This window comes from Paramesorhizobium salinisoli, assembly GCF_003335045.1.
In the GTDB taxonomy this organism is placed as follows: Bacteria; Pseudomonadota; Alphaproteobacteria; order Rhizobiales; family Rhizobiaceae; genus Paramesorhizobium; species Paramesorhizobium salinisoli.
Genome location: NZ_QOZG01000005.1, coordinates 209,343 through 234,115 on the forward strand (window position 1 = coordinate 209,343; position 24,773 = coordinate 234,115).

General features: G+C 62.3%; 28 protein-coding genes. All 28 read right to left on the reverse strand.

Features of this window, described 5'->3' with window-relative positions:
• Positions 1-102 precede the first annotated feature (102 nt).
• Positions 103-1,650, reverse strand: a complete 1,548-nt coding sequence (locus DUT91_RS13260) for a Do family serine endopeptidase (RefSeq protein ID WP_114440888.1) — start codon at positions 1,648-1,650, stop codon at positions 103-105.
• A gap of 170 nt (positions 1,651-1,820) precedes the next feature.
• Positions 1,821-2,303: a cytochrome c-type biogenesis protein gene (locus DUT91_RS13265; RefSeq protein WP_114441183.1), complete on the reverse strand. Its 483-nt coding sequence runs from the start codon at positions 2,301-2,303 to the stop codon at positions 1,821-1,823.
• A gap of 230 nt (positions 2,304-2,533) precedes the next feature.
• The gene (locus DUT91_RS13270) at positions 2,534-4,525 is read right to left on the reverse strand and encodes a heme lyase CcmF/NrfE family subunit (RefSeq protein ID WP_114440889.1); all 1,992 of its coding nucleotides are present in this window, start codon (positions 4,523-4,525) and stop codon (positions 2,534-2,536) included.
• A 31-nt stretch (positions 4,526-4,556) separates the two neighbouring features.
• A complete protein-coding gene (ccmE, locus tag DUT91_RS13275; RefSeq protein ID WP_114440890.1) occupies positions 4,557-4,991 on the reverse strand; it encodes a cytochrome c maturation protein CcmE in 435 nt (144 codons plus the stop codon).
• Positions 4,988-6,121 carry a c-type cytochrome biogenesis protein CcmI gene (gene ccmI, locus DUT91_RS13280; protein ID WP_114441185.1) on the reverse strand — a complete coding sequence of 378 codons (1,134 nt, stop codon included), beginning with the start codon at positions 6,119-6,121 and terminating at the stop codon, positions 4,988-4,990. Before ccmI ends, ccmE begins: the two co-directional genes overlap by 4 nt.
• Before the next feature lie 80 nt (positions 6,122-6,201).
• Positions 6,202-6,663 (reverse strand): hypothetical protein, encoded by a 462-nt coding sequence (locus DUT91_RS13285; RefSeq protein ID WP_245419707.1) that lies wholly within the window; start codon positions 6,661-6,663, stop codon positions 6,202-6,204.
• 110 nt (positions 6,664-6,773) lie between these two features.
• Positions 6,774-8,105: an ATP-binding protein gene (locus DUT91_RS13290; protein ID WP_114441188.1), complete on the reverse strand. Its 1,332-nt coding sequence runs from the start codon at positions 8,103-8,105 to the stop codon at positions 6,774-6,776.
• A gap of 74 nt (positions 8,106-8,179) precedes the next feature.
• Complete coding sequence (locus DUT91_RS13295; protein WP_114440891.1) at positions 8,180-8,872, reverse strand: response regulator transcription factor; 693 nt, start codon at positions 8,870-8,872, stop codon at positions 8,180-8,182.
• Positions 8,873-8,896: 24 nt separating this feature from the next.
• Positions 8,897-9,193, reverse strand: coding sequence for a hypothetical protein (locus DUT91_RS13300; RefSeq protein ID WP_114441190.1), 297 nt, complete (start codon positions 9,191-9,193; stop codon positions 8,897-8,899).
• 102 nt (positions 9,194-9,295) lie between these two features.
• Positions 9,296-9,502 carry a hypothetical protein gene (locus tag DUT91_RS13305; RefSeq protein WP_114440892.1) on the reverse strand — a complete coding sequence of 69 codons (207 nt, stop codon included), beginning with the start codon at positions 9,500-9,502 and terminating at the stop codon, positions 9,296-9,298.
• Positions 9,499-13,356: a baseplate multidomain protein megatron gene (locus DUT91_RS13310; protein ID WP_114440893.1), complete on the reverse strand. Its 3,858-nt coding sequence runs from the start codon at positions 13,354-13,356 to the stop codon at positions 9,499-9,501. The genes DUT91_RS13305 and DUT91_RS13310 overlap by 4 nt, the downstream gene beginning before the upstream one ends.
• Before the next feature lie 216 nt (positions 13,357-13,572).
• On the reverse strand, positions 13,573-14,019 hold the full coding sequence (locus DUT91_RS13315) for an NlpC/P60 family protein (protein ID WP_425373799.1): 447 nt from the start codon (positions 14,017-14,019) through the stop codon (positions 13,573-13,575).
• Between the two features lie 5 nt (positions 14,020-14,024).
• Positions 14,025-14,876, reverse strand: coding sequence for a DUF2163 domain-containing protein (locus DUT91_RS13320; protein ID WP_342634455.1), 852 nt, complete (start codon positions 14,874-14,876; stop codon positions 14,025-14,027).
• Between the two features lie 22 nt (positions 14,877-14,898).
• Positions 14,899-15,540 (reverse strand): DUF2460 domain-containing protein, encoded by a 642-nt coding sequence (locus tag DUT91_RS13325; protein WP_114441192.1) that lies wholly within the window; start codon positions 15,538-15,540, stop codon positions 14,899-14,901.
• A 5-nt stretch (positions 15,541-15,545) separates the two neighbouring features.
• Positions 15,546-16,091, reverse strand: a complete 546-nt coding sequence (locus tag DUT91_RS13330) for a phage tail tape measure protein (protein WP_114440895.1) — start codon at positions 16,089-16,091, stop codon at positions 15,546-15,548.
• A 3-nt stretch (positions 16,092-16,094) separates the two neighbouring features.
• A complete protein-coding gene (locus tag DUT91_RS13335; protein WP_114440896.1) occupies positions 16,095-16,298 on the reverse strand; it encodes a rcc01693 family protein in 204 nt (67 codons plus the stop codon).
• Entirely contained in the window at positions 16,295-16,669 is a 375-nt protein-coding gene (locus tag DUT91_RS13340) for a gene transfer agent family protein (protein WP_245419709.1), read from the reverse strand. Before DUT91_RS13340 ends, DUT91_RS13335 begins: the two co-directional genes overlap by 4 nt.
• Positions 16,666-17,079: a phage major tail protein, TP901-1 family gene (locus tag DUT91_RS13345; protein ID WP_114440897.1), complete on the reverse strand. Its 414-nt coding sequence runs from the start codon at positions 17,077-17,079 to the stop codon at positions 16,666-16,668. Before DUT91_RS13345 ends, DUT91_RS13340 begins: the two co-directional genes overlap by 4 nt.
• A gap of 69 nt (positions 17,080-17,148) precedes the next feature.
• Positions 17,149-17,541, reverse strand: a complete 393-nt coding sequence (locus DUT91_RS13350) for a DUF3168 domain-containing protein (protein WP_245419710.1) — start codon at positions 17,539-17,541, stop codon at positions 17,149-17,151.
• Complete coding sequence (locus tag DUT91_RS25805) at positions 17,501-17,677, reverse strand: hypothetical protein (RefSeq protein ID WP_160113647.1); 177 nt, start codon at positions 17,675-17,677, stop codon at positions 17,501-17,503. Before DUT91_RS25805 ends, DUT91_RS13350 begins: the two co-directional genes overlap by 41 nt.
• Positions 17,674-18,009 carry a phage head closure protein gene (locus DUT91_RS13355; RefSeq protein WP_114440899.1) on the reverse strand — a complete coding sequence of 112 codons (336 nt, stop codon included), beginning with the start codon at positions 18,007-18,009 and terminating at the stop codon, positions 17,674-17,676. The genes DUT91_RS25805 and DUT91_RS13355 overlap by 4 nt, the downstream gene beginning before the upstream one ends.
• Positions 18,006-18,572 carry a head-tail connector protein gene (locus tag DUT91_RS13360; protein ID WP_114440900.1) on the reverse strand — a complete coding sequence of 189 codons (567 nt, stop codon included), beginning with the start codon at positions 18,570-18,572 and terminating at the stop codon, positions 18,006-18,008. The genes DUT91_RS13355 and DUT91_RS13360 overlap by 4 nt, the downstream gene beginning before the upstream one ends.
• 237 nt (positions 18,573-18,809) lie before the next feature.
• Positions 18,810-20,084, reverse strand: coding sequence for a phage major capsid protein (locus DUT91_RS13365; RefSeq protein ID WP_114440901.1), 1,275 nt, complete (start codon positions 20,082-20,084; stop codon positions 18,810-18,812).
• On the reverse strand, positions 20,081-20,785 hold the full coding sequence (locus DUT91_RS13370) for an HK97 family phage prohead protease (protein WP_114440902.1): 705 nt from the start codon (positions 20,783-20,785) through the stop codon (positions 20,081-20,083). The genes DUT91_RS13365 and DUT91_RS13370 overlap by 4 nt, the downstream gene beginning before the upstream one ends.
• A complete protein-coding gene (locus DUT91_RS13375) occupies positions 20,775-21,155 on the reverse strand; it encodes a DUF6107 family protein (protein WP_114440903.1) in 381 nt (126 codons plus the stop codon). The genes DUT91_RS13370 and DUT91_RS13375 overlap by 11 nt, the downstream gene beginning before the upstream one ends.
• Positions 21,156-21,352: 197 nt before the next feature.
• Positions 21,353-22,507 carry a phage portal protein gene (locus DUT91_RS13380; RefSeq protein WP_114440904.1) on the reverse strand — a complete coding sequence of 385 codons (1,155 nt, stop codon included), beginning with the start codon at positions 22,505-22,507 and terminating at the stop codon, positions 21,353-21,355.
• 247 nt (positions 22,508-22,754) lie between these two features.
• The gene (locus DUT91_RS13390; RefSeq protein ID WP_245419730.1) at positions 22,755-23,936 is read right to left on the reverse strand and encodes a DNA-packaging protein; all 1,182 of its coding nucleotides are present in this window, start codon (positions 23,934-23,936) and stop codon (positions 22,755-22,757) included.
• A gap of 16 nt (positions 23,937-23,952) precedes the next feature.
• A complete protein-coding gene (locus DUT91_RS13395; RefSeq protein ID WP_147272184.1) occupies positions 23,953-24,447 on the reverse strand; it encodes a hypothetical protein in 495 nt (164 codons plus the stop codon).
• Between the last annotated feature and the right edge of the window lie 326 nt (positions 24,448-24,773).

The following is a 24,773-nucleotide window of genomic DNA, read 5'->3' on the forward strand; positions in this document are numbered from 1 at the left end:
GGGATCCGCTGCCCTGCGCTTCCGATATGCCACCCAAACCGCACAGGTCGAATGCCGGAAACGGAAGACTGGATAAAGGTCTCCGGCATTCGTTATGCAGTACTAGCCCTTGGCGATCGGAAGTGCCACGAAACGGCTCTGGTCGTTGCTCTGCAATTGCAGCAGCACAGCGCTGCGGCCCGACTTTGCGGCATCCGCAATCGCGGCGTTGATATCGCCAACGCCCTTCACCGGTTTGTTGTTGACGGAGACAATGGTATCGCCGGAGCGAATGCCCTTGTCCGCCGCATCGCTGTCGGGATCGACATCCGTGACCACGACGCCCTTGCCGTCATCCGAGGGAACGACGGTCAGGCCATAGGAGTCGAGCGACTCCGGCTTGCCTGGCTGCGCAGGCTTCTCGGTATTCGCCTGCTCGACATTCTTGGGCATGGACGTGATCTCGACATTGATGGTCATGGCCTTGTTCTTGCGCCAGACCGTCAGTTCCGCCTTCTGTCCGGGTGCGATCGCCGCAACCTTGCGTGCGAGATCACGGGAGTCGTCGACTGTCTCGCCATTGACCGCGGTAATGACGTCACCGGCCTCGATGCCGGCCTTTGCGGCCGGTCCACCATCCTGCGGAGAAGCGACAATGGCGCCCTTCGCCTCGGAAAGGCCCAGCGATTCAGCGATTTCCTTCGTCACCGGCTGAATCTGCACGCCGATCCAGCCGCGCTGGACGGAGCCGGTCTTGATGATCTGGTCGACCACCTGTTTCGCCGTAGAAGCGGGAATAGCAAAAGCGATGCCGACACTACCGCCGGATGGAGAGAAGATGGCGGTGTTGATGCCGATCACCTGACCTTGCTGATTGAAGGCCGGGCCGCCGGAATTGCCGCGGTTGACCGCCGCGTCGATCTGGATGAAATCATCATAGGGACCGGCGCCGATATCGCGGCCACGGGCCGAAACGATGCCCGCCGTCACAGTTCCGCCAAGGCCGAACGGATTGCCCACCGCAACCACCCAGTCGCCGACACGGATCTTGTTGTCGTCGCCAAAGGCCACATAGGTGAACTTGCGCTTGGGATCGTTGACCTTGAGGACGGCGAGATCGGTGCGCGGGTCGGTGCCGACCAGCTTGGCATCGAGCTCGGTTCCGTCGTCGAGCACGACGGTATAGGCGTCGCCATCGGACACCACATGATTGTTGGTGACGAGATAGCCGTCTTCGGAGATGAAGAAGCCGGAACCCTGCGCCACCGGACGCTCGCGGCCCGGACGGTTTTCACCGCGCTTCTGCTTGCTGCCCGGACGGCCCCACTGGCCGCCCTCGCCGCCGAACTCGCGGAAGAAGCGCTTCAGCGGATGATCGTCCGGAAGCTGGTCGAAACCCGGACCCGAAAAGAAGCCCTGTCCCTGATCGGACGGATCTGAGGCAGGCCGCACATCGGAATTGACCCGAACGCTGACGACAGCAGGGCTGACTTTCGCCACCACGTCGGCAAAGCCCGGCTGTGCGGGTGCATCGACGCTGACCGGATCGGCATAGGCAGACACGACGGCGCTGAGCGGCCCGTTCGCCAGGACCGCACCGGCGAGAGCGGAGGTCATCGCCACGGCGATCAAGCTTTTGCGGTACAAAGATGGGGACTTTTCTTTCGGCATCGGAATCTCCTTCAGGGCATTATGGGGCAGGCTGGCCGAACGACCGTTAAGAACCAAGGTGATATGTAGGTTCACTCCGGCGCAAGCCAAAGCCTAAACGACCATCAACCCTAGAGATAACGCCCACAACCTTACCGGTTGATTTCCGCAACATGAAAGTTTGGTAAGATTCAAACTTTCTGCTTGTCTTCATCTTCCATGGCCGGAGGCATGATCTCGGCCAGTTTCCGGCGCTCTTCGTCCGAGAGCGGAAGGATTGGCGCCGCCGGTTTGCGGCGCGCCGAGACAACGAGAAAGCCGGCGCCGATCAGCAAAATCAACACCGGAAAGCCCCAGAGAAGGATGGTCTTGGTTTCGAACTGCGGTTTGAGCAGGACGAATTCGCCATATCTGGCCACCACGAAATCGAGCACCTGCTGGTTGCTATCGCCCGCTTTCAGCCGCTCGCGGACGAGAACCCGCAAATCCTTGGCCAGATCGGCGTTGGAATCATCGATGGACTGGTTCTGGCAGACCATGCAGCGCAGTTCCGCTGAAAGCGCGCGCGCGCGCTGTTCCAGGGCCGGATCGGGAAGAATTTCGTCAGGCGTCACCGCTTGGGCAGGTGTTGGGGCGAGCAGCAGCGCGAAAGCGAGGACAGTACCTAATTTAATGGAATCGCGAGGCGCCCCCCTCTGCCCTGCCGGGCATCTCCCCCGCAAGGGGGGAGATTGGCTATGATTTCCGCTTTCGCCAATCGCCACCGGCTCAGAAAATAGGGACGTCACCGATGACAGAAAATCTCCCCCCATGCGGGGGAGATGTCCGGCAGGACAGAGGGGGGCGCTGTCCCGCCAGCGTTTCCATCTAAAAATAAAATGTTTGAAGAACACGGCGCTTGGCATCAGGCGGACGCCTCCGCCCGCACAGGGCGCGGTGCTTTTGCTTTTGCAGGCGCGCCGACGCGCAAGCGGCGATCGAGCAGCGAAACGAACCCGCCCATCATCATCGCCAGCGCTCCCAGCCAGATCAGGGTGACGAAAGGTTTCCACCAGATGCGCACGACGATGCCGCCGCCGGCCATATCGTCGCCCAGTGAAATATAGAACTGGTTGACGCCATGCGTGACGATGCCGGCCTCGGTGGTCGGCGTACGCCGCGCCGGATAGAAGCGCTTGGCGGAGATGATCGTATCAACCGGACGGGCAGCCTTGTCGAGAAGCGTGAACCGCCCCTGCTGCTCGGTGTAGTTCGGCCCGGTCGCAGGCGTGAGTCCGTCATAGCGCAGCTGGTACCCGGCTACGGGCAGCGTATCGCCCGGCTTCATGGCAACCACCTGCTCCGTGCCGAATGTGGTGACGCTGACGACGCCGAGCAGTGTGATGCCAAGCCCGAAATGGGCGAGTGCCGTGCCGAAGACCGAGCGCGGCAGCCCGATGAAGCGTGCAAGCGCGGTTGCGGCGGAGACCTTGCCGATCCCCGATTTGAGTGCCAGATCGGTGAGGCTTCCCGCCATCACCCATACCGCAAGGCCGATGCCGAAGGCCGCCAGCACTTCATGGGCGGATGTGCGGTAGAGGATGAACGCGACGGCGAGCAGCGCCAGGGCAAAGGCGGTCATCAGCCGCTGTCCGACGCCGAGGAGATCACCACGCTTCCAAGCCAGAAGCGGGCCGAACGGCACGGCTGCCAGAAGCGGGATCATCAGCGGGCCGAACGTCATGTTGAAGAATGGGGCGCCGACGGAGATCTTGTCGCCGGTCAGCGCTTCGAGGAGCAGCGGATAGAGCGTGCCGATCAGCACGGTCGCGGTCGCCGTCGTCAGGAACAGATTGTTGAAGACCAGCGCGCCTTCGCGCGAAATCGGCTGGAACAGCCCTCCGCTCGAAAGGGTTTGCGCACGGAAGGCGAAGAGCGCGAGGGAACCGCCGATGAAGAGGGTGAGGATCGCCAGGATGAACAGGCCGCGCCCCGGATCGGTGGCGAAGGTATGGACCGATGTGAGCACGCCGGAGCGCACGAGGAAGGTGCCGAGCAGCGACAGCGAAAAGGTGAGCAGGGCCAGCAGCACCGTCCAAATCTTCAGCGCCGAGCGTTTTTCCATGACAAGGGCCGAGTGGAGAAGCGCCGTCCCGGCCAGCCATGGCATGAAGGAGGCGTTTTCGACCGGATCCCAAAACCACCAGCCGCCCCAGCCCAGCTCGTAATAGGCCCAGTAGGAGCCCATGGCGATGCCGCCGGTGAGGAACACCCAAGCGGTCAGCGTCCAGGGCCGCACCCAGCGGGCCCATGCCGCATCGATCCGTCCCTCGATAAGGGCCGCGACAGCAAAGGAAAAGCACACGGAAAAGCCGACATAGCCGAGATAGAGCAGCGGCGGATGAATGGCGAGGCCGATATCCTGGAGGATCGGGTTGAGATCCTGCCCTTCCATCGGCGCGGGAACAATACGCCTGAACGGATTGGAGGTGGCGACGATGAAGAAGAGAAAAGCCGTGGTGATCCAGCCATGTACGCCGAGGACATTGGCTTTCAAGGCGGGAGGTAGATTGTTGCCGAAGAAGGCGACGAGGGCGCCGAAGAAGGTGAGGATCAGCACCCACAGCAGCATGGAGCCTTCGTGATTGCCCCAGACACCGGTGATTTTGTAGAGCATCGGCTTTTGGGAATGCGAATTCTCGACCACGTTGAGGACCGAGAAATCGGAAACGACATAAGCGTGGGTCAGGATCACGAAGGACAATACGATCAGGGCAAAGACGGCAAACGCCGTGGGCACCGCGACGGCCATCATCCGACCGTCATGTCGCCACGCGCCGAACACGGGCAGGATCGACTGCACCAGGGAAAGCGTCAGCGCCAGTATCAGTGCGAACTGTCCGATCTCTACCGTCATCTGCGATACCGTGTCCTCGTCAATTGCTCCATCAATTCCCCTGCCAGACGCCCTTTGCCTTCAGGCTGTCGGCCACATCCTTCGGCATGTATTTCTCGTCGTGCTTGGCAAGGACACTGTCTGCCACAAACGTTCCATCAGGGGTGAAATGCCCTTCCGTGACGACGCCCTGCTCCTCGCGGAAAAGATCGGGCAGGATGCCATTATAGATCACTTTCACGCTTTTCAGCGTATCGGTGACAGCAAATTGAACCTCAGTGCCGGCACCACGCACCACCGTGCCCTTTTCCACCAGGCCGCCAAGGCGGAACCGCGCGCCGGACGCCATGTCCTCGGTGGTGAGGTCGGCAGGCGTGCGAAAATAGCGTATGTCCTGTCCGAAAGCGACCAGCACCAGGGCCACTGCAAGCGCCAGCACCCCGAGCGCGCCGCCAATCACGGCAAGTCTTTTCTGTTTACGGCTCACGGTTTCACCTCCGCAAGTTCCAGCCCGAGCCCTTTGGCGAAGGCCACGAGATCGTTGCGTTTTTCCCCGGCCAGTGCGTCGTTGCCGCGCTTGAGCGCGGCAAGCGCATCATCGCGCCGGTTCAAGATCAGATAGGACCTGACGAGCCGCTTCCAGCCCTCGACATCGTCGGGATTCTGCTTCAGCCGCTCATCGAGGGTTGCGACCATCGAGTTGATCATCGCATTGCGATCTTCCGGGTTCATATTCGCTGCGGCCTCGACATCTTCCTGATCAGGCCCGTTCGCCGCGGCGACGGCTGGATTCCTGATCCGTTCGATCGCGGTCTTGAGCTGGTCGCGCCAAGGCGCGTCGGCGGGAGCCTTGTCAAGGAAATTCTGCAGCAGATCGGCCGCGTCGCCGTTCCGGCCTTCCTGCATCAGCCCCCTCGCGATCATGAAGCGCGGGCGGATATCGTTGGGGTCCAGGGCCGCGGCGCGTTCGAACATCGCTTGCGCGTCTCCGGTAATGGTTCCGCCGGCGACGAGCGCCAATGCTTCTCCAAGGCCGAGCGTGCGTTCCGCCGATTCGCCCTGCAGGCGTATCGCATTCCTGTAGGCGTTGACTGCGTCCTGGGGCCGCTGCAGGCGCAGATAGACGGGCGCGAGAACGTCCCAGCCCTGTCCGTCGTCAGGATTCTGGGCGAGATGCGCTTCCGCCCTAGCGATGAGTTCATTTACCGATCCGTCGGCCGGGTTCTTCGCCATGCGCTCGGCCAATGGTTGGGCCGGCACATCGGGAGAACCGGTCAGCGCATAGAGGCTCCATGAGATCAGCGGGACTGAGAGGACGGCGGAAAGAACAACCCAGCGCGCGCCTTGCATGCCGGGAATTTTCGTATTGTCCTGCTGCTTCGCCTCATGCTCCGCCTTCAGCATGCGACGGCCGATCTCGGCACGCGCCTGCTCCGCGCTTTGCGGATCTATCAGGCCGCGCGCCGCATCGGCATCGACTTCGCGCATCTGATCGCGATAGACTTCAAGGTCATATTGTCCGTCCGCGGCATCCGCCGTCTTCCGCCGCGTCAACGGAAGAAGAACCGCAAGTGTCGCAGCGAAGGTCAGAAGAACAGCGATCAGCCAGAATTCCATGCGCGCAGACATAATCGGCCCGCGCGGGGAATCCAACCGGAACATTCATGAACGCGGGCAGATAGGGCAATTCGCCGCGATCAGGTAAGCGGCGTCCAGCTTCCGTCGGGGTTGCGGCAAGCGGTTCCGCGCACGGTTTGCGGAGCAGCATCGATCGTGAATATGTGCGTGTATTGCCGGCAATTCTGAGAGCCAACCTGATAGGGCTGGGCGGCGATCACCTCTCCCGACGGGGTGCCGGAAGCGCTCTTCCAGCTCGTCGCCCGGCCGACGGGCGCATATTCGAGCGCTTTGTACTCCGCTTCGAGCGCCTTTTTGCGGTCAGCCGGATCGAGTCGGTTGGCGGCCGTGCCGATGAGACCGTTACCCAGTGCGCCCAATATGCCCATGCCGACCCCCGCGCCCGACGGCGCGTTCACCGGTGCTGCCGCCGAAGCGCCGGAACCCGGGCTCACGACGGGCGTTGGGCCGGAAATCGTGTTGCATGCGGACAGGCTGAACAGGGCCATGGAGAGCGCGATCGGTACAATAATGGGCTTCATGGTGATCTCAATTTCATTTTAGGTATGAATATCGAATGTTTGCCGGAGCTTATGTCAAGGGTTCTAATGATATGCGTTCCCGAAGCAATGTTCAATTTCGCGCGGGGAAATCAATTTTCAACAAGAGGTAGCACGATTCGTGCTGCAAGACCCCCCAGCGGTGATTTTTCCAACCGCAGCGTGCCGCCATATTCGCGCACCGTGTCCTGCACGATGGAAAGACCAAGTCCAGTGCCCGGCTTGGTTTTGTCGAGACGATGGCCGCGCATGAGCGCTTCCTGAATTCTTTCAGGCGCCAGCCCTGAGCCGTTATCCTCAATGGATATCTCAAAACCGGCATGCGGCAGCATATCGGTCTTCGCCTCGAAGCGTTTCGATGAAAGGCTCACTTTTATGACGGAATGCCCCCATTTCGCGGCATTCTCCATCAGGTTTCCAATAATTTCCTCGAAATCCTCGCGCTCGCCAGCAAAGACGGCATTCGGCAGATTATTGTCGAAACTGACCGTATAGGTGGGGTTCAGCTTTGCCGTCACGCGGATCATCCGCTCCAGGACCGGCACGACGGGCGTGCGGAAAACGACGCTGTCGCGCTGGGCCGCGATGCGGGCGCGCTGCAGATAATGCTGAACCTGAACCTGCATCGCCTGGCTCTGCTCGACCACCACCCGGCCCTGTTCGCCACCAATACTGCGGCCTTCATTGACCAGGACGGAAAGGGGCGTTTTCAGGGAATGGGCGAGATTGCCGACCTGTGTGCGCGAACGTTCGACAATGCGGCGATTGTTTTCGATCAGCGCATTCATTTCCTGTGCAAGGGGTGCGATTTCAGTCGGCAAGGTACCATCGACGCGGCTCGAACGGCCCTCGCGGATATCGGCCAGCGACCCGCGCACCTTGTCGAGCGGGCGCAATCCGAACAGGATGATCGCCGCATTGATGAGAATGCTGCCCAGTCCGAAGATGCCGAGATAGGTGTAGAGCGTGTTGCGGAAATCGCGGATTTCCTTCTTCACTTCGCTCAGGTTTCCCATCACGCGGAAACGCGCCACACGATTTGCCGCGTCCAGGACCACTTCCGTCTCGACGACCGAAAGCTCCTCGCCCTTGAGGCCCTTTTCCGTATAGGTTCTCGTGAAGGACTGGTCGAACGGGACTATGGAGAGCGGTACCTGCGGTACGACATGTCCTGCCAGAGAGAGGGATTCAAGCCTGCCCTTCAGATTGCCGGAAACAGGCTCCACCGACCAGTACCAGCCCGAAAGCGGACTGGAATAGCGGATTTCACCCAGTTCCGGCCGCCCCTGCAACTCGCCTTCGGGAGAAACGCTGACGGCTCCGACAAGGCTGAAGAGGTGGGCGGAAAGAAGTCGCTTGAAGCTGCTCTCGCTTGCTTCGCGATATAGCGCCGAGATAACCGTGGCCACGACCACAAGTCCCACGATGACCCATATCGTCGAGAAGGTGACGACACGCAGCGCCAGCGAGCGCGGCGTCGGGATGAAGCGGAACACCGTCAGTTGGGCGCGTCCTTCGTTGCATCAGCCCCTTGATCGGGCTTGATACGATAGCCCATGCCGCGCACCGTTTCGATCAGATCCATGCCCATCTTCTTGCGCAGGCGCCCGACGAAAACCTCGATCGTGTTGGAATCGCGGTCGAAATCCTGATCGTAGAGATGCTCGACCAATTCACTGCGCGACACAACCTGATCCATGTGATGCATGAGATAGGAAAGCAGGCGGAATTCATGCGAGGTGAGCTTCAGCGTGATGCCGTCAATGCTCGCCTTGGAAGATTTCGTATCGAGACGCAGCGGACCACAGGTCAGTTCCGACGAGGCATGCCCGGCCGCGCGGCGGATCAGCGCCCGAAGCCTCGCCAGGATCTCCTCGATATGGAACGGTTTGGCGACATAATCATCGGCGCCCGCATCAATGCCGGCCACCTTGTCGCTCCAGCGGTCGCGCGCGGTGAGCATCAGGACGGGCATGGTCCGCCCGTCGCGCCGCCAGCGCTCCAGAATGCTGATGCCATCCATCTGTGGCAGGCCGATATCGAGGATGACCGCATCATAGGGCTCGCTGTCGCCGAGGTAATGTCCCTCGACGCCATCATGGGCGCGATCCACCACATAGCCCGATTCAATCAGGGCCTCAGCGATCTGCCTGTTGAGATCCTTGTCGTCCTCAACGATGAGAATTCGCATATCGCCCGCTCCGTTGTATGCCGCTCAGTTAGCGGGAACCGCAACCTCGACACGGCGCGGACGTTCGCCATCGCGGCCGGGAACGAGCACGACGACGACACACATATCCTTTCCGTTCTGCACGGAAGGCGTCGCTTTGGTGAGGGTTCCGCCCTGCTCGCTGGCAACCCGCTGCCCGATCGCGACACAATCACCTGCGACACGCGTCAGCAGCGTTGTCGTGAGGGGAGCGGTCATCGGCAGGCTGGCTGCATGAGCAGTGGTTGCACCGGCAAGCACGGCCAGGGCGGCGATAACTCTGGGAGCAGAAAAATGTTTCATCATGGCGCCTTCTATAGCGCTTTTTAGCTGAACAATGAATGAACGGTAAAGGCCCCAACGAGCCTTGCCGAGGCCTTCTACCGCATATCATTAAACAGTTGCTTACGAAATCCTTGAATCCGCGTTGAAACGCCCGACGATAGCGATCAGGCCCGCGAGCGCGGTGACGATTTGCATGACGCTTTCGACGAGCGACTGCTGGTCGATCGTTTCGGCGGAAAAGCCGAGCAATCCGACGATCGAGACTGCAAAGGTCACTGCGGAGGCCCATATGGTCTTGGAAAGATACCATGGCTTGACTGCGTTCATTCGTTTTCACCTTTCTGTGTTGGGTTGAGGTTAGAATTCACCCAGAGACGGGCGAACCTGCCTGCCCCGGTTCTGGCGCTGACCATTGCCACCGCCAATTCGAAGGGTTCGGCAGGTTGGCCCAGATCGGCGATTCTATCCACCAGGGCATAAGTCCATCGCGGTTCCCTCGCCTCGACCCGGCGCAGGAGCGAGCCTTCCCGCCGGATTTCGACCTGATAGATTTCCTGCTCTTCGCCCAGCGGAATTTCGGCGCCAAACCAGCTATCCGCATCGATGCGGCCGCGCCGGATCCAGCTTGCGGTGATGTCGCCATTCGCCCATTGCCGGGCGGCAAGGTGGACGGGGCTTAGCGGCTGCAGCGCCCTGAGGCCCCCGACGGCTTCAACGGTATCGAAGTAGATGTCCGAAAAATCGCGTCCGGCCGTGCCGATCCGCCAGTTGAGCGCGAGGCCGATCTCCGATGCCTGCAAGCCCGCGGGCACCACCGCCTCATCCAGCAGAATGAATGGCGTGCCGGTGGCTTTCGGGACCGATGCCTCTTCCTCTGTGCCAAGCTGGCCACGCAACAGGCATGTCAGCCGCCACTGGTTCTGCGCTATTTCCACCGCATCGAGAAACTGGAAGACCTCCCAGCTTCCGTTCGGTGCCTGCACCAGCGCCGTGTTTGCGCCGTTGAAGAGCTGCGCCTTCGACCGGGACTGCAACTCGCCCGAATAGAGCAGCACATCAACCGGCTGCGCGTTTGCGAACCTGCCGCTTTGACCGGGCAGCAGTGGCGCGGTCAGTTCGCCGATGATCGCCCTGTTGCCGACAAGCGTCCGCGCGGAATATCCATCCGCCTGCGGCGATGCATGGGCGCTGACGCCGCGCCATGGCCTGGCGTAGCAGGCGAGGCGGAACTGGCCTGCGGCATTCTCGGCACCCGGCCAAGCGGGCAGGTCGACCAAGTGGAAAAGCGGCTTTCCGTCATTCGTGGAGGGATTGCCTGGCCGCACCGGGGGCAATGTCCCGACATCGGGAGAGCGCACATGCGGCGCGATGGCGGCGGCCTGGATATTGCGCGCAACGCCATCCTCCAAGGAGGTCACCACAAATTCGGTATTGCTGATATCGTGTGCGAGGCGGATCCTGTCGCCCACCGCCAGTCCGACATGGTCCCATGGAACCACAAGGTTCTTCGTTCGCCTCTCCGCCCAGCGACGCGCCAGCCAGCCCTCCGCCAGCGCCCTCGCCTGTCCGGCTTCCATCGAGCCCGCCAGCGTCAGCGTCTCGATGCCCTGCCCCTTGCCCTCGTTGCGGCTCGCCACTGCGCTGCCGGTCTGGTAATCGCGCAGGGGATCGCTGAAGAACACCTCCACGGCGCCCGGAAGATCGTGGCGATCCTCCATGACCGACGTGATGGAGACCGCGTCGTCCGGCACGACGATATCTTCGAGCAGACATGGCGGGGACAACCTGCTGGCGCTGCGAAAAACGAACCGGCCTTCCTCCTCGAAGGCATGGATACCGAAGAGCCCCAGCAAAGGGTCCAGAATCGAGCGCGCCGTCGATGGTTCGCCGATGACGAAGCCCGAGAGATAGCCGTCAGCGGCCGATGTATCCGGCGCATCCAGGCCGAAATCCCGGAAGATGGCCGAGATCAGGTCATCAAGCGCGACGCCGCTCAGCCGCCCGTTCAGCCAGTGACCGAGCCGCCAGTTGTCGGCGTCTCCCCAGAGAGCGCCATTGAGCGGAAATTCCGGGAAAGGACGGGTATCCCAGGCCCAGAGATAGATGCGCCGGCTGTCCAGCATCGTTCCGCCGTAAAGGGGAGAAACGGGATTGCCGCCGTTTTCCGTGCGGTTCCAGTAGTCGAGATGCGCGCCGAGAAAGCGGCTCTGCGCCAGATCGGAGCGCGAGCCGTCCGAAAAATAGGGAATGGCATTCTCGGAGGATTTCGGATCGGGAAAGACATTGGGCTGATTGGCCGCCTTGTCCACGGCGGGGCAGCCGAGCTCGGTAAACCAGAATGGCTTCGATTTCGGCTGCCATGCGGTGGGCGCCACGCTTTCCGCACCGCCGATCCGGTTATAATGCGGGTTTTCCCACCAGCTCTTCAAATCCTTGTAGCGGAAGACCCAGGGCTTGCCGGCCAGGCCATCCGATATGGGCGAGCGAACGCGGTTCTGGCGATCTTCAGCGCTGGCATAGTACCAGTCAAATCCTTCCCCGCCCGCAATGCTGCCGATAAGTCCGTCGCCATCATATGCGCCGCTGATCTTGTCCGGTCCGAAACGCCTGTCGTCCTCGTCGCGCCAATCGGAGAGCGGCATGTAATTGTCGATGCCGACGGCATCAATGGCCGGATGCGCCCATAGGGGATCGAGATGGAAAAAGACGTCGCCGCTGCCGTCCTGCGGGTGATGGCCGAAATATTCCGACCAGTCGGCGGCATAGGTCAGCTTGCAGGCGTTGCCCAGGCGGGAGCGGATTTCGGCTGCGAGTTCACCGAGGCCGGAGACGAAGGGAAAGCCATTCGCGCCGTCGCGGAGCGTCGTGAGGCCGCGCAATTCCGAGCCGATGATAAAGGCATCGACGCCGCCGGCACTCGATGCCAGATCGGCGCAGTGCCGCACCAGCCGCCGGTAACCCCATTCGCCGTCGAGAAAGGCGGCGATCTGGACGGCGGCGGCCGCTGTCCGGTCAGCCGTCCCCTCCTGCCCCGGCCCGGGAAAGCAGGTGATGCGTCCGCGCCAGGGATAGACTGGCTGCGTTTCCCCGCCATAGGGCGACGGCAGATGGTTATCCCCGGGGATATCCATCATGATGAAGGGATAGACAGTGACCTTGAGGCCCCGGGCTTTGGCATCGCGGATCGCGGCGGTGACGCTATCGTCGGAAGGCGTGCCGCCATAGGCTGCACCCTCACCATTGCGGGAGACGAGATGCGCCGTGCTGCGCGCCAGCCCATCGACACGCCAGTCCTTGCTGGGCCGTCGTGCATTCCGCTCGACGATGCCCGGCCTGATCCGGCATTCCCCAGCACGAAGATCGTCACCGAACCAGGGCACGACCAGCGCCACATGTTCAAGATCGGGACAGAGCGCCTGCAATTCATCCATCGAGGCGGTCCAGTCGCTTGGTCCACGCAGCGCATTGCGGTTGATCGCGCGCGTCTCTCCGGGCTTGGGCTGGTCCGTTACCACGTCAGGCGAAAGGCCGAACTCGGTCGAGCCGGGAATAAGCGCGACGGCCGTGATGCTCCGCGCCAGATTGCCCACGGGCCGCATCACCTCGAACTGGATCTGCGGAAGCCTGTTGCCGTAATCGTCGATGGGCATGCGCTCGAAGACGACATAGGCGGTGCCGCGATAGGCGGGAGCATTGCCTTCGCCCTGCTTGGCCTCGATCAGCGGATCGGGCATCTGGTCGCCAGTGCCGCGATAGATGCGCATCTCGACCGTGGTTTGGTCGATTTCCCTGCCATTGGCCCAGATGCGGCGGATCCCTGCGATCTCGCCTTCCGCGATGGCATAGGCGGCATTGGCGAAATAGCTGTAATTCGTGGTTTTCGCGCCGCCCTTGCCGCCCTGGCGGGTCGTGGTCGCCTTTTCCTCGAAACGGGTAGCCCAGATCAGCGTGCCGGAAAGGCGCGCTGTGCCGTAGACAAAAGGCAGGGCGGCGCCCTCCTCCGCCGTCGTCGGCTTGGCGCCGGCCAGTCGCGGCCCTTCCGTGCGGCGCGTCGAATTGATCAGCGCGGTATCGATGAGATAGCCGCCCAGCGCGCCCGCCGCAGCACCGATCGTACCGCCAAGCGTGCCGAGAAAGCCGCCGAGATAAGCGCCGGCAGCTTGCAGAACGAGTGTCGCCATGGGGATTAAAGCCTTCTAATTAAAATAGAAACATTGGCAGGACAGCGCCCCCCTCTGTCCTGCCGGACATCTCCCCCGCGAGGGGGGAGATTGGCCGCCACCAATGACGGATCTTTATTCCAACATTTGCGATTGGTGCCGCCGCTCATGAAAGCGTAATCTCCCCCCATGCGGGGGAGATGGGCGGCAGCCCAGAGGGGGCGCTGTCCCGCTAACCTATCCACCTAAAAAATTGTCTTGTGCTGGAAACACAAACACCCGCGCTATCTTTCTGCGCCATTGCGGAACGAGCGCCGACGCCATGACACGGTGCCCCTCATAAGCATGGATGAAGCGGTTCTCCGGCGCGAGAATGCCGAGATGCTTGGCGGCGACGGATGGACGCCAGCGGAACACCAGGAGATCGCCCGGCAGCATCATATCCAAAGGTTTCTCAGCCATGTGGCGTCGCGCCGCGTCGATCAGCGGATCGCCGCCGCCGGCCTCCGCCCAATCGGGCGCGTAGGTTCCGGGTTGCTCCGGCTCCTCGCCATAGAGCGCGCGCCAGATGCCGCGGACGAGGCCCAGGCAGTCGCAGCCGATGCCCTTCGATGATCCGCCGTGGCGATAGGGCGTGCCTATCCAGTCCTCCGCCTCGCGCAGGACGGATGATGCGGTCGTTATCTCGTTCATGGCACCAGAGGCCCTCCGTCGAATTCCGCATCGCTGTTGACATAGGCGTATGCGGCGTCATTTCCGGGCAGATGCGGGAAGCCGCGATAGTTGATGGTGTTGGCGAATTTCACCCGGCATTGCGCAAAGCTCTTGTCGCATCCGGCAACGACACGGAACCTGTCGCCGACTGTCACGGGATCGGCCGGAATATGACGCAATGCGAGGCGGCCCGTCGAACCATGGCTGACGACGATTGCCGTCTTCCCCGCATTCGCCCCCTCGATCCAAGTCAGGCGGCCATTGTCGAACCAATGGGGTTGGAAGCTCTCCAGGCCGGAAGCCAGAAAGGCCGCGTCACCACTTTCGACCACGACGCCTTGCGCAGAATAGCGCGGATCGCCGGCGTTCACGCCACAGCGCCCGTCGCCCAGTTCCGCGTCGCAATCGCGCATGACGCGGCGGCCATGGATCTTGTCCAGATCGGCGGCGCTGCTCTTCAGCTCGGCGGTGAATTTTCCATCGACCACGGTAATCTTTCCGATGATCGAGCGGCGCAGCATCACGCGATCCTGTGGCGACGACCAGTTGACGAGAGAGGTCTCGACCGTCGCGTCGTCATAAAGACCACGCTCGATGTCGGCCTGATGGATGGCAAGCGAAGAGAGTGCCCCCTCGATTTCAGCGCTGTCGATGGAAAGGCCAAGGGCAGTACTCGCCTCGCTGCCTGTCATTCCCGTCTGCGGTTGGCAGGCGACGCCCGACACGGAGAGTTGCCTGTCATGATCGGTGAAACCGAGGGCAACACCGTCCTCCCGCCGAATGATCCAGACGAAACAATGGTTGTCACCACCCCCTGCAAATGTGATTCAAGCGCTTGAGGAACTGGGATCACGCTTTCACCTCGATGATGGGAATTGAAGGAATTTCGCCGGCCTTGAACGAGGCGATGCTGGCAGTGAGCCGTTCCGTATCGAAACGCACAGCAACATCGAAGACGAAACCGGCGGTGACGGAAGCGCCATTCAATGGGATGGCGTCGGGTGTGAATTGGACGGTCCCGGTCTGGCTGTCGACTGTGAAGGCCTCACCCTCGATCATTTCCACTCCGCCGACGGCGATCCTCACCGAACCGGCCACCGGCCTGGTGATCGGGCGGATGTAAGCTCCCCCGCCATAGCGCTTGGCCAACTGGAAATTTGCCATGCTGCCGTCGCCCATGCCGATCGTCTGGTCTCCCGGCAGTATCTCACCGCCATTTTCATTGGAGAGGTGATCGAACGGATCGCGGAAGCGGAAGGCATAGAGCGAGCCATGCCGCGCCTCGAAGAAAGCCAGGACTTCCCTCAGATCGTGCAGCGAGCGCAGCCCCGTCCCGGCGTCAAAGTGCCGGCGGGATTGCGCCCAGCGCGCATTGCGCTTCTCGTGGCCAGAGGTGAGCGCCACGATCTCGTTGCGCCATTCCGGGCCTCCCGTTGCGCCAAAGGAGACGCCGAGGGGAAAGCGCACATCATGGAAGGAGGAAATTTCCATGATATTCACAAGCTCCTTGCGCCGCGCCGCGCAGCGCGCGCCAGCATGCCTGACAGTTGCGCCTCCGACTTGCGGAAGGACGCGGCATCGGGCGTCGAAACATTGAAGACGACAGCCATGGACTTTGGCTGCCCGCCGGTTGCCACGCCCAGACGGCCATCCGCGCCGCGGGCGAGCGGCAGAATGGCTTCGGCGCCCGCTTCGCCGCTCAGGCCCAGCGAACCATTGCCCATGCCGAAATAGGTCGGGCTCGATACGACGCCTCCCTTGGCGAAGGGTGTCACACCGCCGATGCCGCCGAGAAGGCCCGAGAACAGCGACGACATCAGCCCCTGCAGCGGCTTCAAACCGGTTTCGAGCGCGAGGCCCGCGAGGTTGGCGGCAAGCCCTCGGAGCACATCGTCGAGGCCGCGCCCACTGACCGCCGCTCCTTTCAGCGCTGCCGTCAAGCTGGTGCCGAACTGGCCGGATTTCTTCTGCAGATCGTCGAGTGCCTTGTCGAAGGCGCTGGTATCCGCCTCGATCGCGACGGTTACATTCTCTTCTGCCATATCTCACCTGTCGGGAAATGCCCGCATGAGGGCGTTGAATGTCTGGCGCGAGGGTGCATTCGCATCGCGCGCGGAAAGGCCCATGGCTGCCGCCAGTTCACGCGGCGTCATGGACCAGAAGGCTTTGGGAGAAAGCCGCAGATGCCCCAGCCCCGCCTGCATCATGGTTGCCCATGGGAAAGGTTGGGGGGCAACTGCGGCACTCAAGGGTTTGGCAGGGAATCGCTTTCCGGCTTCGAGGCGGCCGGCTTCGGCGTAGCCGCCTGAGACGCGCCGAATGTGACCGTCAGCAGTTCGCTGACGATGCGGGCGAAACCCGCCGCGCCGCCGTCGGCCTGCATCTGCGTTACATCTTCTTCGGTGACGCTGTGTCCGCCGCCGCGCAGACCGGCCGTGATGATGCGCACCATGTCCCTGGCCGAAAGTCGTCCCGAGGAAAATCGTGCGATGAGCGCTGTCAAATCCTCCGCCTCAAAGGCTGTCTCCAGTTCGGCGAGCGCTCCCAGTGTCAGGCAGAGCACCCATTCGCGGCCATCGAGAACCGCGCCCACTTCGCCGCGATGCCGGTTCACCATCATGCCAGTTCTCTGAAGGTAACCATTCCGGCGGATTCCAATGCGATCTCGAAGGTCACTTCCGCATCGTGATTGCCGCCATATTCGAGCGCGGTGATCTGGAAGGAGCCATTCAGTGTCCCAAAATCCGGGAGAATGATCTGCCAGGCGAGAATGTCGCCGTTGAAGAATGCGGCGCGGACGAGCGCATCGGAGGCGGCGTCCTTGAAGATACCCGATCCGGTGATGGAGGCCCGCTGCACGCCGCTGCCGCCGAGAAGCTGCCGCCATCTGCCGGCGGCATCGGCGTCTGTCACATCGACGCTCTCGGCATTGAAGGCGATACGCTTGGCCCGCAATCCGGCGCAGGTTTCAAATCCCCCGTCCGGACGGGCGAGTTTAAGCAATATGTCCTTGCCTCTCTGGGCGGCCATGGGAGTTCTCCTATCGTTTAGATGGAAACGCGGGAGGGGGGCGCTGTCCCGCCGACATTCACATGAAAATTACACCGCTTCCGTCACCGCCCTGTACCGCAGCAGGCCGTGATAGCCGTCGCGCTCGTCGTCATTGCGCGCCTGCGAATATTGAAGCGCGAGATTGACGAGCCGATGCCGGTCGAGCGTCAGAGCGGCAACGGACATTCGGGAGGCAATCAGGTCCATGATTTCCAGGACCTGCTTCTTGCCGCCCGCACGCGCCCAGACATGGATGGTGAAGAGATGCTCGTCGCCGATTTCGCTGTCCGTGCTCCAGTCATAAACCGCAGTCTGGCCGAAGGTGACATAGGGGAAAGCAGCCGCGGCGGGAACGTGATCATAGACATTCGGGCCGCCAAGCCTCGCCACCAATGCCGCATCATGGCAAAGGGCGAGAAAGACCGCTTTCTGCAATTCCATGTTGGCGCTCGTCATCGTGTTTGTCTCCCTGCCGCGTCTCTGCCACCGGTTCCAGCACGTCTTCCCGCAGTTCGACGCCACGCCAGCGCAAGCTGCGGATCAGACCATCCATGGTCAGGGCCATCGACAATTTCATTGTCCCTCCTCCCTGACCCGGCACAGAAGATAGCGTCCGCTTTCATCAGGATCATGAATGGTGAGGATCGTGAAACGCCGCTCTGCCTTGCGCAGGCGCATGCCGCTCTCGATATCCCTGCGGAAGCGTAGCGTGATGCGATGGGTGATCTCTTCGAGCGGTTGCGCCCCGAAAAATCGCGCCGTGTCGGAGACAGGCTCGATGCGGCCCCAAAGTGTCGCGACCTCCTCCCAATTTTCCGCGTAACCGCCGATATCATCGGAAACGGGCCGGTTCCGTTCGAGCGCCAGTTCGCTCGAAAACCGCCCGGCGTCGATGAAGACAGTATTCATAACGAAACCCTGCGCCAGATTTCGACCATGCGGTCGAAGGCCGGGGGAAAGGAAACCGGCTGCATCTCGCCATCGAACGCGCTGCGAAACTCATAGAGATGGGCTGCGAGCGTCAGGATCGCGTGTTTCAGCGCATCCGGCACATCCGCGCCGGTTTCGCCGAAGCCTGTCACGAAATCGATTTCCAACCCGCCGAGCGAGGACGATCCGGCGCGCGGGCTGAGATAAAGCCGTTGCGGGCGCGAACCCTTGTGCAGGTGCCGCTCGCTCGCGCCGATCACCACCGGCGTCCCGTCCGGCTCATAGGCCGTCACCTCGACGATCTCGCGCACGGGATAGCGGAAGAGCGCGATGCGGCCGGAGCGGGGCCAGCGGTCGAGATGGAGCCGCCATGTCTGGCTGATCAGCGCCAGTCCGGTCTGGCTTTCCACCACCTCGCGCGCGGTGCGCAGGAGCTGTTCCAGGAGTTCGTCTTCGCTTTCGGACGAGATTTTGAGAAAAGCCCGCGTTTGCGCAAGCGTCACCGGCTCGACCGCCGGGGGCGTGACTAAAAGCATGGTCATGGGGAATCCTTGTGGGGATTGAAACGGTAAAACCTCGGCGGGACAGCGCCCCCTCCGGGCTGCCGCCCATCTCCCCCGCGAGGGGGGAGATCAGCTATCAGTTCCGTTTTCGCCAAATCGCCGGCCGTAGCCGAATTACGGGCCATCGCTGATGAAGGCCAATCTCCCCCTCGCGGGGGAGATGTCCGGCAGGACAGAGGGGGGCGCTGTCCCGCCAACTTTTCTATTCAGTCTTCCTCACGCCGCGAACTTCAGAAGCTTGATCGCATCGAAATCCTGGATGCCGCCGCCGACGCGCTTGGTCGTATAAAACAGCACATAGGGCTTGGCGGAATAGGGATCGCGCAGGACGCGGACGCCGGTGCGGTCGACGACGAGATAGCCCCGGCTGAAATCGCCAAAGGCAATGGCGCTCGCATCGGCCGCCATATCCGGCATGTCCTCGGCCTCCACCAGGCCGAAGCCCATCAGTGAAGCTTTCTGCCCAACCGAAGCAGGCGGCTGCCAGAGATAGTTGCCATCCCTGTCCTTGAGCTTGCGAAGCGCTGCCTGACTCTTGCGGTTCATAACCCAGTTCGCGTTCTGGCGGTATCCGGCCTTCAGCGAATAGATGAGCTCGATCAGCACATCGGAAGCATCCTCAGCCGGCAATCCGCCGGCAACGCCGGTTGCGAGATGACCAAGCCGGCCCCATTGCCAGTTTTCCTCCGCGACCGTCGCATAATCGAGAAAGCCGCGCGGCTTGTTCACACCATCGCCGGAGATGAAAGCAGCACTTTCCTGCTCGGCGAACGCCGTCTCCACTTCAGCCGATATCCACTGCTCGACATCGACCGCCGCATCGTCGAGAAGCGAAGCGGTCGCCGCCGGCATGGCGTAGAGTTCCATCGTCGGGAACTGCAACTCGGCGAGCACGCCGGATGCGGTTTGCGGACGTGCATCCGTTTCGCCCACCCAGCCGACCGCCGGGCCGCTTATCGAAAACGGCTTCTTCAGCACCGCGCCGGAGACCTGCCGGACGCTCGCCATGGAGCGGATCGGGGAAAGCCCTGCAAGCCGCCTGCCGATTTCCGTCTCGATTTCCGCCGGCACGAGATAGCCGCCATCGGGGCCGGAACCATAGGAATGCGCCTTCTGCTCGATGCCACGGAGCGCCTGTTCGTCGCCCCGGCGCACATAGGTTTCGAAGGCATTCTTGTGTTCGAGCGAGGCCACCGAACCGGCGCGTCCCGGGGAGCTTCCAAGCGATGGGCGAGCCTGCTTCAGCAGCATCTGGTCGAGCGCCTGTTTCTGCTCCTCAAGGCTGCGGTTGATGCGGTCGACCTTTTCGACCGTCAGCACATCGGGAGCGACCCGCTTTTCGATCTTTTCGAGCCGTTCGTCATTGGCCTGCTTGAAGGCATCGAACGCAGACATGAACTCGTCAAACGCCTCGGCGACCTCCTGCCCGTTGCCGATCGCCTTGATCTCGACGCTCTTTGTCTCAGATGCCGTTATTGCTTCCTGCATCATTGTTCCTTTTCATAAAATTGTCTGGCGGCGGCGCGGATGCGCCCGGCCAGCGTTTCGGGTGAGGCAGAAACGGCATCCCGCCTGTTTCCATTCGCGCCCGCGACCGCCGCGTAACCCTTGGCGATCACCGTGCGCGCTTCGCTGCGGCCCAGCCCCGCGTCCCGCGTGAGCCAGCGCTCGAATTGGCGTATCGTCGGCAGTGGTTTTCCCTTGACGCTGCTGATGCGCGCGGATGGCAGCATCGGAAAGGTGACCACCGATATTTCCCAGAGATCAGCCTCGACGATGCGGCGGATTCCGGTTTTCGCCTCCTTGCGGGCGCGAACCGTACGAAAGCCGATCGAAAGCCCGTCGAGCGCGCCGCTGCGCATCAGTTCGAGCGCATCCCGCGCCCGGGCGACGCCCCTGGCCAGGCGGCCCTCGACATAGAGACCACGCGCGTCTTCCCTGATCACGGTCCAGACGCCTATGGGCTCATTGGCTTCATGCTGCCATAGCATGCGAATGCCAGATGTGCCGCGGGCCTTGAGAGAGCGGGCAAAGGCTCCCGGCTCGATGATGTCCTGGCCGAGATCCACTTCGCCGAAGAGGCTGGCATAGCCGGAAAAGCTACCGTCGATATCCACCTGCTCAAGCGCCAGCCCGGCCAGTTTCGTCTCCAGTTGCAGCCTTGGCCGCAGCTTCGCCTGCTCAGCCTTCATCGCGGAGTTTCCTTTTCTGCTGTTCTGAAATGAAGTCGGGAAGCGGCGGCTTCATGCGTTCGGTGAAACGGTTGAAGATGCCGAGCGCCGACCACGCCGCAAGGCTGGCGGCGGCCGACCCCATCAGCATAAGTTCTGCCTTGCCGAGGTCTCCGTAGATGGCGAGTTGTTCGGCGATCTTGACGCCCGCCGCGCCGCCGAACACCAGTCCGCAGATGATGCCAACGGCAAAGCGGATCGCCGCCTCCTGCTTGCCCTTGGGCAGCATATAGGCGAGCGACACGGCGGAACCGGCGATTGCGCCTGCGGCCTTCGCCAGCCATATCCATGCCGTCTCGCCCATCAAGCCCGGTTCGTGAAGCGTGCTCATGGGTTTTCCTCCGTGGTTTATCGGTGGTTCGAGGCGCCCCCCTCTGTCCTGCCGGACATCTCCCTCGCAAGGAGGGAGATCAGCCATTCGCCGGCGTTGCAGAATGAGCGTCGTCATTGATGAAAGCTAATCTCCCTCCTTGCGGGGGAGATGGGCGGCAGCCCAGAGGGGGGCGCTGTCCCGCCAACGTTTCGTCACTAATACCCCACCGCCTGCCGCTTCTCGTCGTCGGTCAGGAAGGAGGCATTGGAAATGCGCTGCCAAAGCGCGTCCCGCTCGGCCGAAAGCCCCTCGATGCGGTCGTAATCATGGTCCAGCCGCAGATCGCCGCCATAGAGCGGCCCGAGCCAGTTGCCAAAAGCCTTGGCGGTGCGGGCGATCAGGGGCAGCACCGTCAGCCGGTAGAAGGCGCGGTTCGCCTCGGCGTAATTGGCATAGGTGTTGTCGCCGGGGATGCCGAGCAGCATGGGCGGCACGCCGAAAGCAAGCGCGATATCGCGGCTTGCGGCATTCTTCGCCTCGATGAAATCCATGTCGCGCGGGGAAAGCCCCATCGCCTTCCAGTCGAGCCCACCTTCGAGAAGCAGCGGACGCCCTGCCCCCGCCGCACCGGTATAGCCGTCCTCGAGCTCGGCTTTCAGCCTTGCGAACTGCTCCTCCGTCAGATTGCCGCCATCCTTCGGCGCGTAGACCAGAGCGCCGGAAGGCCGCGCGGAATTATCGAGCAGCGCCTTGTTCCAGGCGCCCGCCGCATTGTGAATATCGAGCGCCATCAGCGCCGCTTCGAGCGGGGCGAAACCATAGTGATCGTCCAGCGGATGAAAGAGGCTCAGATGCAGCGCCGAACTGCCCGCCGGACCGTCGAGCGGCACGATGCGCTTGTCCGCTCCGCAACGATAGGCCAACGCCTGCGGCCATCCCTCCGCATCCGTCTCGACGGTGACGCGCTCGGGGCGCAGAAGATGCAGTTCACGCGCGCCGCTTCCCGTATCGACACGCTCGACATAGGCATTGCCCGAGAGAAGCAGATGGCCGTAGAGCATCTCGAAGAAGGTGGTGCCGTTCGATCCTCGCCGGGGCCTGGCCAGCAGATCGAGCAGCGGATGCGCCTCGTGTTCGGTCGAGCCCTCATAAAGCAGCCACGGCACCGTGCTCGCCGCCTCGGCGATCATGCGGACCGTGCGATGGACGATCGGATTGCGCATGAAGCCTTCGCGGGCCAGCGTGGGATAATCGCGCGCGATCCACGATGCGCTTCGCTCCACGTGCAATGCCACGAAGCCTGTGGCGGCCTTTGCTTCGCGCGCGGAAGCACTCACGGCGCGCCTGCGCCACGGCCATGATACAGGCATGGGATTTTCCTTGCTTTTAAAGGGAAATTTCGAAGTTTGGGGGGCCGGAATACCCCCCTCTGCCCTGCCGGGCATCTCCCCCACAAGGAGGGAGATTAGCTGACATGATTTTCGGCTCTCATCCTGCGGCGTTTGCGATTGGTGCCGTACACCGATGAAGGCCTGATCTCCCCCCTTGTGGGGGAGATGCCCGGCAGGGCAGAGGGGGGTGAGAACACAAACGCTTCATCAAAACAGAAGCGTCCAACTATTCCATCCGCCTGATCCTCGGCACCTTGTCCCTGCCGAGCATCAGTTCGTTGAGCGCCCAGACCAGCGCGTCGAGGCGGTCGGGCGAGCGGCCGGACGAAAGCCCGCCCGGTGCGAAATCGCACATTTCATCTTCGAGCGCCGGAAAACGCCCGGCGTGGCGGATACGGCCCTGCTCGTAGAGCGCTGCCACCGGTTCGGCGCGAAGCCATTTGCCGCGCATCGCGCGGACAGGGCGAACGGGAACCGCATGATCTTCGGCTGATATCACCGCCGCCACCATGTCGCCGCCCTGGTTGACTTCGGCAATGATCATATCCGCCTCGAGGCGGTGATAAAGCGCGATAGCCCGGCGCGCCCATTGATAGGGCTTTGCCTGGGAAAGCGTTTCATCGGCCAGCACCCAGCCGAAACCGTCGTGATCGACGCCCGCCGCGACGATGCCGCAGGCGTCGGAATTCTTCCCCGCACTTGCCGGCGGATCGACGGCGACGACAACGCGCCTCAATGGCGGAACCGTCTTACAGACGAGCCCTTCGATCGACGCGCGCGACCAGAGCGCATCGGCGCGATCCTCGATCAACTCGCCATCGAGTTCCTGCCGGCCAAGCCGCGAGCCGGCATAGCGGCTTTCGATCATGCCCATGAAACCCGGCGCGAGATGGCCCGCATTCTCCGCCGTTCGCATCCGCGTCACGGGGATGGATCTGTCGGCGAGCAGCATGCGGAGCAGAGCGACCGGACGCGGCGTGGTCGTCACGATCTGGCGCGGAGACCGCCCCAGCCTCAGACCGAACTGCAGCATGTCCCATGTCTCCTGCGGATGTTTCCACTTGGCAAGCTCGTCGCACCACGCCGCATCGAATTGCGGCCCGCGCAGGCTGTCTGGATCCTCGGAGGAAAAGAAAGACGCCACCGCGCCGCTCTCCCAGAGGAGCCGCCGCCGTGTCGTCTCAAGCCGGGGGCGGCCGCATCGCGAGACGGACAGAATGCCCGACGGCCCTTCCACCATGACTTCGCGCACATCGGCGAGCGTTTCGCCGACCAGCGCGATATGGCCGCATGTCTCCGAGGCAATGGTCGGGAGCCCTAGCGCCATTCCAGCGGTCCACTCGGCGCCGGCGCGGGTCTTGCCCGAACCGCGCCCGCCCATGACGAGCCAGGTGCGCCAGGGCATCATCGGCGGCTGCTGGGCGTCACGCCCCTGGTGAAACCACTCCCTGGTCAGCGCTATCGCCAGTTCGCCCTTCAAATGGCCGCTCGTTTTGCCGTTCAGGCCAACGTCGGATAATTTCGGCTGCCCGGAGATCTGCAAGTTCGTTGATCCTCCTGTCGATGCGAGCCAGAGCCTCGCGCAGTTCTTCCGGCTTGACCGGCACGGGATCGGCATCAGTGACCGGCCGCGCAGTACTCTCGCGTTCCAGATCGATCACCGCTTTCAGAGCGCGAGCCAGCGAGACCAGCGCATCGATCGCACCCTTATCTGGCACCTTGCCACCTTCGGTCAGCCGCATCAGCTCGGCGCGGATATTGGCCAGAATCTCTTCCATGCCGGGAAGCCTCGCTGCATCCCCATTGGGGTTGATCCCCAACTGGCGCAGACGAGTCAGATAGTTTTTTTCCTTCATACCCAGGAGAAAGGCGATGTTGGCATGAGGGACGCCGTATTTGGAAGTGAGCCGATAGCCCACGCGGGTACGCTCGATTGCTACACTGCTGGGAGGGGTTGGCATGGTGGTCTTCCCTTATAGCCTTGGCGGGACAACCCCTCTGCCCTGTCGGGCATCTCCCCCTCGAGGGGGAGATTGGCTGACAAGCCAGAGGAGGGCGTGGCGGTTTCGCTCAAGCGTGAAAACCGCGCAGCTCTACAGCCAAGGCCATTCAAGCCCCGCTCTCCGCTGCCGGATACAATTTTGTGACGATAACTGAAACCTAGCAAAGCACCGTCACGCTGTCAAGGATTATTTTCCTATTCCGGATATTGTCTTGATAGTGGCGGCGGAGAGACAGGCGCGGG